Source organism: Rhizobium phaseoli (assembly GCF_001664385.1).
GTDB classification, from domain to species: domain Bacteria; phylum Pseudomonadota; class Alphaproteobacteria; order Rhizobiales; family Rhizobiaceae; genus Rhizobium; species Rhizobium phaseoli.
Window position 1 is genome coordinate 528,719 of record NZ_CP013532.1, and the last position, 14,809, is coordinate 543,527.

Genomic DNA, 14,809 nt, shown 5'->3' on the forward strand with positions numbered 1-14,809 from the left:
CGTTGCGGCCGCCTTTATTGTCGACCCGCGACAAGATCATTGGCCGACCGCAGCACTGTACCGACGACAATGTCATTGGCCGAAATCACCTTTGCCGTCTTCACCGCAAACACATGGCCCTCGCCCGGCAGCAGCGTCACCAGCATCGTATCCACCACAGCATCCGGATCCAGCCGATCCGCCATCAGGCAGAGGTCCTTGAGGAAATTCTCAGCCGTCACCTTCACCGCATACCCGCCCTCAGTGCCGGTCACATCGACCGCCAGCCGCGGCGCCGGCAGGGCAAGCTCGATATCCTCGACGAAATAATGGAAAGCCCGCCTGTCGAGCATTTCGACGACGATCATTTCGTCTTTCGGTAAGTCGTGGCTAACGATATCTTCGGGCAGCCGAAACGCCTTGGCTTCGAAGCGGTCACAGAGCAGCCGCCAGAATTCGAATTCGGCAAGCACGGTACCGTCGAGCTTCAAACGTCTGCCGCTGATCTTCGCCCGCCAGAACAATGTTCTCTCGTTGACCGCCACTGCCGCAAGTCCGCGGCCGCGCGGCTGGATGGTCAGCAGGCGTGGATCATAGGCGGCCTGCAGCGCATACCAGAGCGGTTTGCGGCGCCCGGCCGAATCGAGCGCCGCCCAGGAGGTCACCGGCCAGCAATCGTTGAACTGCCAGACCACCGCACCCTTACAGATCTCCCGATGCGAGCGCATGTGCTCGATGGCGAAGCGGATGGCGCGGGCTTGGTTGAGCTGGGTGGCGAAGTGCCAGTCGTCCATCGTCTTCGGTTCCGGCAGATGGCCGGCGAGGCCGCGGATCAGCTTGTCATTGCCGAGCGTCGCCTTCTGATGGTGGAAGACGCCGTTCGATTGCGGCGTCAGCGGCTGATCGTGCACGCTTTCTTCGATCGTCGCCCAGGCCGCCGGCGCCTGCAAGCCGAATTCGGAGCAGAAGCGCGGGATATAGTCGCGGTAGACCTCGTAGCCGACATCGTTCCACACGTCCCAGATGTGTTTGCAGCCATGCGCGTCGGCATTGGGCTCGATCTCCATCGAGCCGGAATAGGGACTGCCGGGATAATAGGGCCGGTCGGGATCGAGTTCGGCACAGAGCCGCGGCAGCAGGTCGAGGTAATAGCCGAGCCCCCAGCTCTCGCCGGCCTTGATGATCGGCCGCCAGCCCCATTCGTCGAAGCCCCAGATATTCTCATTGTTGCCGTTCCAGAGGATCAGGGAGGCATGCGGCATCAGCCGCACGACATTGTCGCGCACCTCGGCCTCGACCTCGCTCGTCAGCGGCTCCTCCTCCGGATAGGCGGCGCAGGCAAAGAGAAAATCCTGCCAGACCAGCATGCCCATGCGATCGCAGGCCGCGTAGAATTCGTCGCGCTCGAAGATGCCGCCGCCCCAGACGCGCAGCATGTGGATATTGGCGGCCTTCGCCTCCTCGATCCGGGCGGCATAGCGCTCGGCCGTCACCCGTGAGGGGAAACAATCGTCGGGGATCCAGTTCGCGCCGGCGATGAACAGCGGCACGTCGTTGATGACGAAGGTGAAGGCCGAGCCGTGCGCGTCGGCCGAGGTGTCGAGCCTGAGCGACCGGAAACCAAGCTCCCGTTCATAGGTGTCGAGCAGATCGCCGCCGGCATCGTCGATGAGCTCGAGCGTCAGGGGATAAAGCGGCTGCGCCCCGAGATGGTGCGGCCACCAAAGTTTTGGCGAGGGAAGGACGAGCTCGAAGGTGACTTCATCTTCTTCAGGCCTAATCACAACCGTTGTCGTCACGCCGCCGATCGCGGCGGCCAGCCGGCACGTCGTCTCGCCATGTCGTGCCACCTTCGCATGGATCTTCACCAGCCCGTCGCCGCCGGCAAGGCTTGCCGAGACTCGTGTCTCGACAAGCCGCGCCCGGTCCCAGCTTTCCAGCCGCACCGGTTTCCAGAGACCTGATGTCACCAGCGTCGGACCCCAGTCCCAGCCGAAATTGCAGGCCATCTTGCGCATCAGATTGCCCGGCCCCGGATAGTTGTTCGGCCGGTAGCCGTAATGTTTCTCCATCTCCGCGCCATAGGCATAGGCCGAGCGGAAGCTGACCGTGAGTTCATTGGCGCCTGTTTTCAGCAGCGGCGAAACATCGAAACGATAGGTGCGATGCATGTTGAAGCTGCGGCCGATCTCTTCGCCGTTCAGAGCGATCACCGCGACCGTATCGAGCCCGTCGAAGACGAGCTCCTGCACCCTGTCATCATCGGGTGCGGCCTCGAAGCTGCAGCGATAGGTCCAGTCGGTCTTGCCGATCCAGTCATTGGTGATCTCGTTGACGTCGATATAGGGATCGGGGATCAGCCGGCTGGCGAGAAGGTCGAGATGCACGCAGCCCGGCACCGTCGCGGCGATTGTTTCCGGCAGGCCCGGTCTTGCTGTATCGTTGCAGGAGAGCGTCCAGCCGGAATTGAGCACGGTCTTCTCGATCATGGCGGGCTCCTGATTTATGCCGCTCGGAACTGTGGTGGGGGGTTGCTTTAGGAGGGGCGCCGCGGCGCGTCAGAGAAACCGGCCGTGGCGCTGCAGCACTTCGATCTTGTAGCCGTCGGGATCGCTGACGAAGAAGAACAGGCCGAAGAGCCTGCCGTCGCGATTGAGCTCTACCAGCTCACCCGGCTTAAGCCCCAGTTTCAGCATGCGCTCACGCTCGACCGCCACCTCTTCCACCGAGATGGCGAGATGGCCATAGGCATTGCCGAGATTATAGGGCTCGGTCCGGCCCTTGTTGACGGTCAGCTCCAGTTCGAAGCCGGTCTCGGCATTGCTGAGATAAATCAGCGTGAAGGTTTCGAAATCGACGCGATCGGCAACTTCAAGGCCAAAAGCCTTGCGATAGAAGTCGACCGAACGCGCCTCGTCGAGAACGCGGATCATGGAGTGGATCATCTTCGCCAATTCTGCCTCCCATTCTTTCGGTCACGCCTGTGGTAGCGGTCCTTTCACGCCGCGCGCAAGCCGATTCTTCGGGTGATCGCCGCTTCGACGAGGCCCATGGCATCATAGATCAGCACTGCCATCAGGCCAACGATCAGCCCGCCCTGCAGGATGAAGGCGGTATTGTCCGAAATCAGCCCGGCAATGATCACCTCGCCGAGGCCCTTGGCCGCCACCGTCGAGCCGATCGTTGCCGTGCCGATATTGATGACGGTCGCGACCTTCAGCCCTTCGAGGATCAGCGGCAGGGCAAGCGGCAGCTCGACCCGCAACAGCCGCTGGGTGGCGCTCATGCCCATGCCGTCGGCGGCATCAAGCACCTGCGGCGACACCTGCTTGAGACCGGCGACGGTATTCTCGAAGATCGGCAGAAGGCCGTAAAGAAACAGTGCGATCAGCGTCGGCATGGCGCCGAAGCCGGTGGCGGGGACGGCGAGCGCCAGCACCGCGACCGGCGGAAAGGTCTGCCCGGCATTGGCAATCGCCCGCGACAGCGGCAGGAAGTCGGCGCCGCTTTCGCGGGTGACGAAGATGCCGCCGAGCACGGCGAGCACGGCGCTGCAGGCGATCGATCCGACGACGAGCTGCAGATGGCCGGCGGCGAGCGACGCAAGGCTGTTCTGCGTATAGACGGCCGGCGCATTGTTGCTGGTGAGCGGCGTCAGCAGGAAGGAAAGCCACTCGGTCCTGAACAGCAGGATGAGCAGCAGGGCGAGCGCCGCCAGGCGGAAGAGATTGGCGACGACGAGTTTCATGCCTTGCGGCCCAGTTCGAGCAGCCGCGTCATCGAGATTGAGCCGACAGGCGCCTTCTCGCCATCCTGCACGGCCGCTTCATCGACCCCTTGCCAGATCATTTCGGCGAGCGCATCGCGCAGGCTGAGCGACTGCGGCAGGGCATAGGCAAGGCCGCTCTTGGCCGGTTCCATGCTCTCCTTCAGCGGCAGCAGCGACATCAGCTTCAGTGCCCGGTCGGAGGTGCCGGTCAGTTGCTGGACGAAGGGATCGGCCGGCTCGGTGAGGATCTTTTCCGGCGTCGAACATTGCAGCAATCTGCCCTGGCTCATCACCGCGATCTGATTGCCGAGATGGAAAGCCTCGTCCATGTCGTGGGTGACGAGAATGATGGTGGTGCCGAACTGCTTCTGGATCGCCAGCAGGTCGTCCTGCGCCTTGCCGCGGATGACGGGATCGAGGGCGCCGAAGGGTTCGTCCATCAGCAGCAGTTCCGGTTCGGCCGCCAGCGCCCGGGCGACCCCGACGCGCTGCTGCTGGCCGCCGGAAAGCTGGTGCGGATATTTGTCGGCGAAGGTTGCCGGATCGAGGTTGAACAGTCCGAGCAGTTCCTCGACGCGGGCGGCGATACGTGCCGAATCCCATTCGAGAAGCTGCGGCACGGTGGCGATATTCTGCGCCACGGTGCGATGCGGAAACAGGCCGTGCCCCTGGATGGCGTAGCCGATCCGGCGGCGAAGCTCGGTCACCTCGACGTCCATGACATTCTGGCCGCCGACGAAGATCTCGCCTTCGGTGATCGGCACCAGCCGGTTGATCATTCGCATCAGCGTCGATTTGCCGGAGCCCGACGTGCCGACGACGACGGTGATCGAGCCCTTTTCGACCTGCATCGAGACATTGTCGACGACGGTGGCAGCGCCATAGCGCTTGGTGACGTTGCGGATTTCGATCATGCTCATGCGGCAGGCCCCCGGATGCTGTCAATGACCGCATCGAGGATGACGGCCGATGAGAAGGCGAAGAAGACGGTCGGCACGGCGCCGAGCAGCACCAGATCCATCGCGGTCTGGCCGAGCCCCTGGAAGATGAAGATGCCGAAGCCGCCGCCGCCGATCAACGCGGCGATCGTCACCATGCCGATCGCCTGCACCAGCACGATGCGGATGCCGGTAAGAATGACCGGAAAGGCGAGCGGCATGTCGATATCAACAAGGATCTGCCGGCGCGTCAGCCCCATGCCGGCCGCGGCATCGCGCACCGACGGATCGACGCCCTGCAGGCCAACGACGGTATTGGCAACGATCGGCAGCAGCGAATAGAGCACCAGCGCAATCAGCGCCGGCGCCGTGCCGATGCCGCGGATGCCGATCGCTGATGCCAGCGGCACATGGGTGGCGAGATAGCCGAGCGGCAGCATCAGCAAGCCGAAGAGCGCCAGGCTCGGGATCGTCTGGATGAGGCTCAGGCCCTGCAGCACGACGGCCCGCAGCCGCGGCACCCAGAAGCAGAGGATGCCGAGCGGCAGCCCGAGAACGATGGCGATGGCAAGCGAGCCGAGCGCTAGCAGCAGATGCGAAATCGCTTCCGTCTCGAATTGCGGCGCCCGCGTCGCAAACTCCTTCATGATCGACAGGCTGTCGAGCAGGCCGGAGGCAAGCGAGATGAACAGCAGCGCCGTATAGGCCGCGAGCGCCGCCACCCGCATCCACGGCGCCAGCCTTATCTTCACCAGCGCATCGGAGATGATGAGCCCGATCACCGCAAACAGCACCCAGAAACCGCCGCCGGGCGTCATGCGCGCCACGGTGCTGCCGGGCGGCGTCGCCGCGCTCGAGACCAGGCCGATCGCAACGACCAGCGCCACAAGGCAGAGCGTGGCGATGACAAGCCGCGCCACTGCGCTGCGCAGAAACAGCGTCGCCAGGGCGGTGAGAATAAGCAGGGCGGTCAGGACGACGACGGAAGGCTGGGGAAAGAGCTGGGTGAGCAGCATCGGCTTGCCGGCGGCGATCCGGTTCGCCTTGACGTAGATGAAGGGCATCAGTGCGGTGGCCGCAATGCCGCCGGCCACCAGAACCACGCCGAGCCGGTCCAGCCTGCGGACAGCTGAGGTTTCGTCCATCGATCCAACCTTATGGGGAAAGGACGCTCCGCCCGCTGCCGGGCGGAGCGGGCGATGATTACTTCAGGAAGCCTTTTTCCTTGAGATAGGCCTCGGCGACGGATTTTGCCGGCTCGCCGTCGACCTGGATCTTGGCGTTGAGCTTGCGCACCTCGTCGGCGCTGAGGCTCTTGAAGATCGGCGAGAGGATTTCCTCGATCTTCGGATTGGCCTTCAGCACCGCTTCGCGGATGATCGGGGTCGGCGCATAGACCTGCTGCACACCCTTGTCGTCTTCGAGAACGGTGAGTTCGGCCGCTTCGATCGCGCCGTCGGTGCCGTAGACCATGGCGGTGTTGACGCCGTTCGTCTGGTCGGCCGCCGCCTTGATCGTCGCCGCCGTGTCGCCGCCGGAGAGAACGACCATCTGGTCGGGTTTCAGCTGGAAGCCGTAGGTCTTCTGGAAGGCGGGAAGCGCGCCGGCCGAATTGACGAATTCGGATGAGGCCGCAAGCTTCGCGGTGCCGCCGCCGGCAACCCACTTGCCGAAATCGGACATGGTCTTCAGCTTGTTCGGGCTGGCGACGTCGTTGCGCACGGCGAGCGCCCAGGTGTTGTTGGCGGGCGAGGGCGTCAGCCAGACGATCTTGTTGGCGTCATAATCGAGCTTCTTTGCCAGTTCATACCCCTGGTCGTTGTTCTTCCAGGCCGCGTCGTCGGCCTTGTTGAAGAAGAAGCCCGCATTGCCCGTATACTCAGGGTAGATATCGATTTCGCCTGCGGTAATCGCCTTGCGCACCACGGGTGTGGCGCCGAGCGCGATGCGGTCCTGCGTCTTGATGCCGTTTGCTTCGAGCGCCAGTGCGATGACGTTGCCGAGCAGCGTGCCTTCCGTATCGATTTTCGACGAGACGACGACGTCTGCGGCCTGAACCGCACCCGCCGCAAAGGCGGAGAGCGAGACGGCAAGTGCGAGTTTCTTCAGCATGAAATATCCCCCTGTTTTAACACCGTTGACGTGGCGCAGCCCCCCGGCGGGAGGCGTCTGCGCAGGAAATCCGCCGGCGAAGGCGAGAAGGCCGCCATCATGCCGGAATTGTGTGCGTCATGGAAATAGCGTGCACGCTCGAAAAATCGATGCAGGCCCCCTCCAGTATTTGCGTTCGCGCCGGTGATTATGGCGGCGAACGCGGCCCGGCGCGCGGAAAGGCATTCCCTTTTCCAGGGCCGGCGCGATTTGTTTTTGTTCCCTTGCGTGTTTCCGCGATGGTTCCGGTGCTCTTCTGCGGATAACCGCCGCCCGGATTTTTATGACGGCGACGATAGCCCGGCTCTGTCGAGGCAGGGATATCTTTTTTCGCGAACACATCATATCGTCCGGTTTTTAAAGCGCTTTCCGGAGCCAGCCTTTGCATCTCGGCGCCCTGTTCATCATCCGTCACGTCCTGACCTCGGCTTCGGTCCGCGAAACCGCGCGCCGCTTCCAACTGTCGCCCTCCACCGTGTCTGCGGCCATCCGCAATGCCGAGACCGAACTGGCGATGAAACTGACGGAACGCGCCTCCGGCGAGCTGGTGACGCTGATCGCAAGCGGCGGCGTGCTCGAAGGCCTGGAGCCGATCACGGTCGCGATCGGCGAACTCTGCCTATTCGCCGGCCATGCAGGCGCCGAGGGGATCGATGAGGTCTGGGCCGCCCGCATTCCCGTCAAGATCGGTGCAATGGAGCGGTTCCTCGAAGTCGCCGACCAGGGCAGCATCAACCGCGCCGCCCGCCGCCTGCATCTCGGTCAGCCGCAGCTTTCGCTGCAGCTTGCCAATCTTGAAAAATTTCTCGGCCGCCGCCTGTTCGAACGGCAGGCGCAGGGCTCGGTGCTGACGGAGGAGGGCAGGCGCGCCTACCAGATCTTCATGGCGATCAGCCAGGCGTGGAACGATCTGAAATCGGCCGCCGACGAGCGCTATCGCCGCACCGCCCGGTCGCTGCGCATCGGCTCGATCATTCCGACCGGATCGGAAAGCTGGGTGGCGCGCTGCCTCGGCCTGCTGGTCTCCGAATGGAATGCGCGCCGCAGCAACAATGCGATCTCGCTGGTCTCGATGACTGCCGACGATCTGCGCGAGGCACTGAAGAGCGGCCGCATCGATGTGGCGATCCTGGATTCGGTCTTCGGCCTGGAAAGCTTCCGGCATCGTGAACTGCTGCAGACCGACATGGTGGTGATCGCGCCGCCGCAAAGCACGCAAACCTCGGTCGCCGATCTCGTCGCCGGTCATGCGATCTGCATGCCGAGTCCGCGCACCGGCCTCGGCCATGCGGCCATGGCCTTCAGCGCCGAGCGTGCACCCGACCGGCGCTTGCGCAGCCGCGATATCACCGCGGCGGATTCACTGCCGGTGATCGTCGACCTCGTCGCCAATCACGGTTACGTCTCCTTCCTCGGCCGTGTCAGCGCCATGCCGATCGCCGACAAGGTGCGCATCGTCGATCTCGACGAGGCCCTGCCGATGTCCTATCACGTCGCCTTCAACCATCGCAAAGCCGCCGCCGACGCCTCTGCCGTCATCATCGCCGCGGCGGCAAGAATAACGTCGGAGACTGTCGCGAAAACCGACGCAGTCAGGGAGAGCGCAGCATGACGATCCTGCTGGAAGTCTGTGTCGACAGCGCCGAGGGCCTTGCCGCCGCCATCGAAGGCGGCGCCGGCCGTATCGAGCTCTGCTCGGCGCTGGAGCTCGGCGGCCTGACGCCGCTGCCGAGCCTGATGCGGATCGCCGCCAGGGCGCCGATCCCCGTTTACGCGATGATCCGCCCGCATGCCGGCCCCTTCATCTTCGGCAGCGCCGACGAGGAAGCGATGCTGCTCGATATCGACGCCGTGCGCACCGCAGGCCTCGCCGGCGTCGTCATCGGCGCCAACCGGCCGGACGGCACGCTCGACATGCCGCTGATCCACCGCCTGAAGGCGCATGCTTCAGGCTTGGGATCAACGCTGCACCGGGCTTTCGATCTGGTGCCGGATGCCGATCAGGCGCTGGAGCAGGCGGTCGAGCTCCGCTGCGAACGCATCCTGACCTCGGGCTGCGCGCTAAAGGCCGCCGACGGCACCGAAACCCTGAAACGCCTGTCGGCAAAGGCGGCCGGCCGCATTTCGATCATGCCCGGCAGCGGCATCCGCCCCGCCAATGTCGGCGCGATATTGCAGGCGACCGGCGCCCGCGAAGTGCATGGGTCCTGCAGCTCGCCGGTCGAAAGCGTCGACCCACGTGGGGTTGCCTTCGGCTTCGAGGCGAAGAGCAGCAACAGGACGGATGTCGATGTTGTCAGGGATATGCGCAGGGCGATTGCGGCTGCGGGTTAGCGGCTGCCGCTTGTCCCTCATCCGGCTGCCGCCACCGACGGGGGTCGAGCCACTGGTCTCGACCCGTCCTTCGGACCCCCGCTTGGGGGAGAAGGGGATATGCCGCGACCTCTCCGTTCCCCACCAACCTCTCGCAGGGCACGTCCCCTCGCCCCGTTTACGGGGAGAGGGTTAGGTGAGGGGCAGTTATAAGCGCAAACCGCTCCACACCTCTCTAAAAATACCCTAACCGCCAACCTGGATCACCGCCTTAATGAGCCCGCTCTTCTCATGCGCCCAGCGGGCGAGGTCGCGCGGTGCGTCGGCGAGCGTCGTGCGGTGGGTGATGAGCTTGTCCACCGGCACAAGGCCCTTGGCGATCGAATCCGCCACATGTTCGAAATCGACGCGGGTGGCGTTGCGGCTGCCGATCAGCATCATCTCGCGCTTGTGGAATTCGGGATCGGAGAAGCGGATATCGTCCTTGACGACGCTGACCAGCACCAGCGCGCCGCCGTGGGCGACGAAGGAGAAGGCCTTTTCCATCGACGGGCCGTAGCCGGTCGCATCGAACACCACGTCGAAACCGTCGTTATTGGTCTTTTCCTTGACGGCCTCGGCGGTCGCCTCGTTGGCGACGATGCCGGAGCTAAAGCCGAAGCGCTCCGATGCCATCTGCAGCCGTTCGGCACTGGTATCGAGCAGCGTCACCTCGTGACCGGCAATGCGCGAGAAGATCGCCGCGCCGAGGCCGATTGGGCCGGCGCCGATGACGAGTGCGCGCTGGCCGGCGCCGGCCAGCGAGCGGCGCACCGCATGCGCGCCGATCGCCAGAAATTCCGTGGTCGCCGCCGCCTCCAGGCTGAGGCCCCTGGCGGGATAGAGATTGCCTGCCGGAACAGAGATCTCTTCGCAGAAGGCACCGTCGGTATGGACGCCGAGCACCTTGATGTTGGTGCAGCAATTCGGCTTGCCCTTGATGCAGGCGACACATTGGCCGCAGGAGAGATAGGGGTTGACGATAACAGGTGTGCCGGTCGCAAGCGTTACGCCCTCACCGGCTTCGACGACCGTCGCCGAGATCTCGTGCCCCATCACGCGGGGATATTCGAGGAAAGGGTGCTTGCCCTCGAAGATATGATAATCGGTGCCGCAGATGCCGACATGGCTGACGGCGAGCCGCACCCAGCCGGGCGCCGGTGCGGCGGGAGATGGCCGCTCGACGATCTCGAGCACGCCGGGCTCGCGGCAAACAACTGCTTTCATGACAGGTCTCGCATTCCTGGAAATTGAAGAAGCCGGCCTGTGCGACCGGCTTCTCTGAGTTTCTCAATTGCTCTTGCGGCGGCGCAGCTGGTCGAAGAAGACGATCACGATGATCAAGAGACCGGTGATGATGCGCTGCCAGAAGGAGTTGACGTTCAGAAGGTTGGCGCCGTTGTTGATGGTGGCGAGGATGAAGGCGCCGATCAGCGGACCGTGCACCGAGCCGACCGCGCCGAACAGGCTGGTGCCGCCGATGACCGAGGAGGCGATCGCCTGCAGTTCCCAGCCGTCAGCCTGCGTCGCATTGCCGATGGCGATACGCGAGGCAAGCAGCACGCCGACGAAGGCGGCGAAGCCGGCCGACAGGATATAGGCAAGATAGATCATGCCCTTGACGTTGACGCCGGAAAGGCGCGCCGCTTCGGCGTTCGAGCCGACGGCGAAGAGATAGCGGCCCCAGCGGCTCAAATGCAGGAATACGAAGGACGGCACCGCCACCAGGATGACCATCCAGAACAGGCTCGGAATGCCGAGGAAATCGGCGCGGGCGAAATTGCTGAAACTCTCGTCGGTGATGCTGATCGTCGAGCCGTTGGTGATCAGCAGGCCGATGCCGCGCAGCGATGTCAGGGTCGCCAGCGTGATGATGAAGGGCGGCAGGCCCATATGCACGATGCCGAAGCCGTGGAAGGCGCCGATCGCCACGCCGATGGCGAGTGTCAGCACGATGGCCCCCCAAAGCGGCACGCCCGCCTGCAAAAGCCAGGCGATGATGACGGTGCAGAAGCCGACGATCGCGCCGACCGAAAGATCGATGCCGGCGGTGATGATGACGAAGGTCTGGCCGAGCGCCAGGATCGCCGTCATCGCGCCTTGACGCAGCAGGTTGGAGATGTTGAGCGGCGTCCAGAAGCTCTCGGTGACGAAGCCGAGCACGATCCAGAGGAAGATCAGCAGGCCGATCAGGGTCAGGCCGAACAGGATGTTCATCTTCCGGCGTGGCGGCGGCGCGACGATTTCGGTGGGGGTGGCAGTCATGAAATTTCTCCCTCTTATTCTTCTGGCTCAGACGCCGATCGCTTCGCTGAGCACTTGTTCATGCGTCGCCGCGTGGAAATCATGGCTGGCGACGAGCCTGCCGCCGCGGAAGACGTGCAGCCGGTCGGCCAGCTCGTAGACCTCGGGCAGGTAGGAGGAGATCAGGATGATGCCCGCCCCCTCCTTCAGAAGTTTGGCGAACAGCCGGTAGATTTCCGCCTTGGTGCCGACGTCGACGCCGACGGTCGGCTCGTCGAAGATGAACAGCCGGGCGCCATGGCTCAGCCATTTGCCGATGACGATCTTCTGCTGGTTGCCGCCCGACATGCTGGAGGCCGGAACCCGCCGGCTCGGCGTCTTGATGCTGAGATCGCGGATCTGCCTGTCGGCATTGGCCGATTCCCGCGCGTGGTTGATGACGGGCCCGTGGCTCAACCGCCCGAAGACCGGCAGGTTGATGTTGAGGCCGATCGGCAGGTTGAGGCAAAGCCCCTGGTCGCGCCGGCTTTCCGGCGCCAGCGCAATGCCGAGTTCCATCGCGGTGCGTTCGTTGCGGATATCGACAGGTTTGCCCATCCATTCGATCTCGCCGGCGCTGATCGGCTGGCGTCCGTAGAGGCCGAGAGCAAATTCGCTGCGGCCGGCTCCGATCAATCCGTAGAGACCGACGATCTGGCCGGCCTTGACGCTGAGCGAGACGTCCTCGAAGCCCGGACCCGAAAGACCCTTGGCCTCGACGATCGTCTGGCCGATCGCAATCTCTTCCTTGTGATAGATCTGCTCGATCGAGCGGTTGATCATCAACGCGATCAGCTCGGCATCGTTGGTCTCGCCGATCAGCCGGGTGCCGACATGCGTGCCGTCGCGCAGCACCGAGACACGGTCGGCCAGTTCGAAGACTTCCTCCATGCGGTGGCTGATATAAACGATGGTGACGCCTTCGCCCTGCAGGCGGCGGATCAGCTTGAACAGCTGCGCCGATTCCTGGCGTGTCAGATAGGCTGTGGGTTCGTCGAAGATCAGGAACTGGGTGCCGCGCATCGCCGCGCGCGCGGTTGCCACCAGCTGCTGCTGGCCGATCGTCAGCGAGCTCAGCAGTGCACCGGCCGGCAGGCCGAAGCCGAGATCGTCGAGAACGGCCTGCGCCATCTTCTCCATCTGCTTCTTGCGCATCAGGCCGTAGCGGTTGACCTCGTCGCCGAGGAAGAGATTGGCGGCGACCGTCAGGTGCCGGCAGAGCACGACTTCCTGGTGGACGGCATTGATGCCGCGGGCGATCGCCTCGTTCGGCGTCGACAGCCCCACCGGATGGCCGCACCACAGAACCTCACCGGCCGTGCGGGTGATGACGCCGGTGAGCAATTTGATGAGGGTGGATTTGCCGGCGCCGTTTTCGCCGACGATGGCGTGGATCTCTCCGGCCAGGAAGGTCAGCGTCGCCGGCTTCAGCGCCTGCACATGACCGTAATTCTTCTGCAGGCCTTTCAGTTCGAGGATAGGCGATCCGGCGGGAATGCGATTGGCTTCTTTCAGCGTGGCGCTGTCATCATGGCGATGACTGACCTCTTCCAGTCCGGTCATGGACCTCTCCTCCTCTTGTCGTCTCTCGCTCCATCCCTGCTGAACCATACCATGGCCCCTGATAACATGGATAGAAAAGGCCGCGCCGGTTTTTGAGCCGGCGCGGCCGTCTTGTCTGCTTACTTGATCTTCGGGTTCAGGAGCGCGTCGATCTTCGGATCGGCCATGTTCGCCTTGGTGACGAGGTTGGCGCCGGTATCGACATTCTCAGGAACCTTTTCGCCCTTCGAGACGGCAAGCGCGGTCTTGATGCCGTCATAGCCCATGCGATAGGGGTCCTGAACGACGAGGCCAGCGATGGCGCCATCCTTGAGGAAGCCGACCGTCTTGTCGTCGCTGTCGAAGCCGATGACCTTGATCTTGTCGCCGAGCTTGTTTTCGGCGATCGCCTGGCCAACGCCCTGCGCCAGGATGAGGTTCGAGGCGAAGACGCCGACGAGCTTCGGGTTGGCGGTGATCAGGTCGGTCATCATGTTGAGGCCGGTCGTCGCCTGGCCGTCGCCATACTTGTCGGCGATGACCTTCAGGCCGGGATGCTTGGTCTTGATCTGATCCAGGAAGCCTTCGCGGCGCTGCTCCAGCGAGCCGACGCCGGGAAGATTGGTCAGGATGACGATGTCGCCTTCTTCCTTGCCGGTCATCTCCTTGATGGCAGCGGCAAGACCATCGGCGGCGATGCGGCCGCCCTGGACGTTGTCGGTCGTCAGGAACGACTTGAACGCTTTGGAGTCGGCGCCCGAGTCGATGCCGATGATCGGAACCGACTTGGCGGCTTCATCGATCGGCTTGCCGAGCGCCTTGAATTCCGTCGGCGAAATGACGATGGCGGCCGGCTTGCCGGCAACGGCGTTCTCCAGAATGCTGATCTGACCGTTGATGTCGGATTCTGCCTGGGCGCCGAGTTCCGGCACCTTGACGCCGAGATCCTGGCCTGCCTTGCGGGCGCCGGCCAGAACGATCTGCCAGTAGAAGGACGTCGTGTCCTTGACGATGATCGGGATCGTCACCTCGGCGGCGAAAGATGTGACCGGCATCGCCGTGGCGATGACAGCGGCCCCCGCAAGCGCGGTGAAGGCGCGGCGGGACAGAAGGGATTTCACGATGCTCATAAAGGTTCTCCTCTCAGGATGCGTTCTCCTCCAAATAAACCGGACCGCTGAACGCAGGCGGACGATTTTTATCGATAAAAAACATTTGCAGGCAGAAGCTAGCCGAGGCGCAATCAAATTGCAAGGGTGTCGATCTCGCTTTTTCGCTTCGGAAAACTCCTTCCAAGCTACTGATTTTATTTCCATACAACGATAGCCTAAAATAGCTATCGGCCGAATTCAACCTCATGGGGATGAACGACACCCTTTTTCAAAATCAGGTTGCCGTACAGTCGGAATTCCGTCGTCGCGACAATATAGGCGGCCTTGCGGGCCATCGCGTAGAAGGCGAAGCGCTCCACCGGCACGATGGCAAAATCGCCGGCGCGCCTTGAGACGATCTCCTGGAATTCGGCGCAGACCTCGGGCACCGCCTGGGGATCGCCGACCACCTCCATCCGCCATGCCGTTTCCGGCACGAAGGTGTCGAGCGGCATATGGGTCAGGATCGCTTCGGCCATCGCTGTGGCGCTGACGCCGTCGGCGCGGATGACCGGCGGGCCCATCGAGCCCGAGGGAAAATTGGCGTCCGATATGACGATGTCGTCGCCATGCCCCATGGTCTTCAGCGCATGGAGCAGGTCGGGGCCGAGCAGCGGATGAATTCCTCTAAGCATATTCTCTCC

At 63.5% G+C, this 14,809-nt stretch carries 14 protein-coding genes; 2 read left to right on the forward strand and 12 right to left on the reverse strand.

What is annotated here, in order from left to right:
* Nucleotides 1-14: 14 nt before the first annotated feature.
* From AMC88_RS02585 to AMC88_RS02615, 7 genes are all read right to left on the reverse strand, one after another.
* Nucleotides 15-2,468, reverse strand: a complete 2,454-nt coding sequence (locus AMC88_RS02585; protein WP_064824776.1) for a glycoside hydrolase family 2 protein — start codon at nt 2,466-2,468, stop codon at nt 15-17.
* 69 nt (nt 2,469-2,537) lie between these two features.
* On the reverse strand, nt 2,538-2,933 hold the full coding sequence (locus tag AMC88_RS02590; RefSeq protein ID WP_010023464.1) for a VOC family protein: 396 nt from the start codon (nt 2,931-2,933) through the stop codon (nt 2,538-2,540).
* A 44-nt stretch (nt 2,934-2,977) separates the two neighbouring features.
* On the reverse strand, nt 2,978-3,727 hold the full coding sequence (locus AMC88_RS02595; RefSeq protein ID WP_004668848.1) for an ABC transporter permease: 750 nt from the start codon (nt 3,725-3,727) through the stop codon (nt 2,978-2,980).
* Complete coding sequence (locus AMC88_RS02600) at nt 3,724-4,668, reverse strand: ABC transporter ATP-binding protein (RefSeq protein ID WP_064824777.1); 945 nt, start codon at nt 4,666-4,668, stop codon at nt 3,724-3,726. The genes AMC88_RS02595 and AMC88_RS02600 overlap by 4 nt, the downstream gene beginning before the upstream one ends.
* Complete coding sequence (locus AMC88_RS02605) at nt 4,665-5,831, reverse strand: ABC transporter permease (protein WP_064821284.1); 1,167 nt, start codon at nt 5,829-5,831, stop codon at nt 4,665-4,667. Before AMC88_RS02605 ends, AMC88_RS02600 begins: the two co-directional genes overlap by 4 nt.
* Nucleotides 5,832-5,889: 58 nt before the next feature.
* On the reverse strand, nt 5,890-6,798 hold the full coding sequence (gene osmF / locus AMC88_RS02610) for a glycine betaine ABC transporter substrate-binding protein OsmF (protein ID WP_064824778.1): 909 nt from the start codon (nt 6,796-6,798) through the stop codon (nt 5,890-5,892).
* A gap of 187 nt (nt 6,799-6,985) precedes the next feature.
* Nucleotides 6,986-7,252 carry an acetyltransferase gene (locus tag AMC88_RS02615; RefSeq protein ID WP_225880701.1) on the reverse strand — a complete coding sequence of 89 codons (267 nt, stop codon included), beginning with the start codon at nt 7,250-7,252 and terminating at the stop codon, nt 6,986-6,988.
* On the opposite strand from AMC88_RS02615, the gene AMC88_RS02620 reads away from it, so the two are divergent.
* The gene (locus tag AMC88_RS02620) at nt 7,220-8,449 is read left to right on the forward strand and encodes a LysR family transcriptional regulator (protein ID WP_064824779.1); all 1,230 of its coding nucleotides are present in this window, start codon (nt 7,220-7,222) and stop codon (nt 8,447-8,449) included. The genes AMC88_RS02615 and AMC88_RS02620 overlap by 33 nt on opposite strands.
* On the forward strand, nt 8,446-9,171 hold the full coding sequence (locus AMC88_RS02625; protein WP_064824780.1) for a copper homeostasis protein CutC: 726 nt from the start codon (nt 8,446-8,448) through the stop codon (nt 9,169-9,171). Before AMC88_RS02620 ends, AMC88_RS02625 begins: the two co-directional genes overlap by 4 nt.
* Before the next feature lie 225 nt (nt 9,172-9,396).
* Here the strand turns inward: AMC88_RS02625 and AMC88_RS02630 are convergent, their stop codons facing one another.
* From AMC88_RS02630 to AMC88_RS02650, 5 genes are all read right to left on the reverse strand, one after another.
* Nucleotides 9,397-10,416: a zinc-binding alcohol dehydrogenase family protein gene (locus AMC88_RS02630; RefSeq protein WP_010024437.1), complete on the reverse strand. Its 1,020-nt coding sequence runs from the start codon at nt 10,414-10,416 to the stop codon at nt 9,397-9,399.
* Nucleotides 10,417-10,479: 63 nt separating this feature from the next.
* The gene (locus AMC88_RS02635; protein WP_004675089.1) at nt 10,480-11,454 is read right to left on the reverse strand and encodes an ABC transporter permease; all 975 of its coding nucleotides are present in this window, start codon (nt 11,452-11,454) and stop codon (nt 10,480-10,482) included.
* Between the two features lie 27 nt (nt 11,455-11,481).
* Entirely contained in the window at nt 11,482-13,035 is a 1,554-nt protein-coding gene (locus AMC88_RS02640; protein WP_016734888.1) for a sugar ABC transporter ATP-binding protein, read from the reverse strand.
* 119 nt (nt 13,036-13,154) lie between these two features.
* Nucleotides 13,155-14,144 (reverse strand): ABC transporter substrate-binding protein, encoded by a 990-nt coding sequence (locus tag AMC88_RS02645; protein WP_004676002.1) that lies wholly within the window; start codon nt 14,142-14,144, stop codon nt 13,155-13,157.
* 206 nt (nt 14,145-14,350) lie between these two features.
* On the reverse strand, nt 14,351-14,800 hold the full coding sequence (locus tag AMC88_RS02650) for an RbsD/FucU family protein (RefSeq protein WP_004676000.1): 450 nt from the start codon (nt 14,798-14,800) through the stop codon (nt 14,351-14,353).
* Nucleotides 14,801-14,809 lie beyond the last annotated feature (9 nt).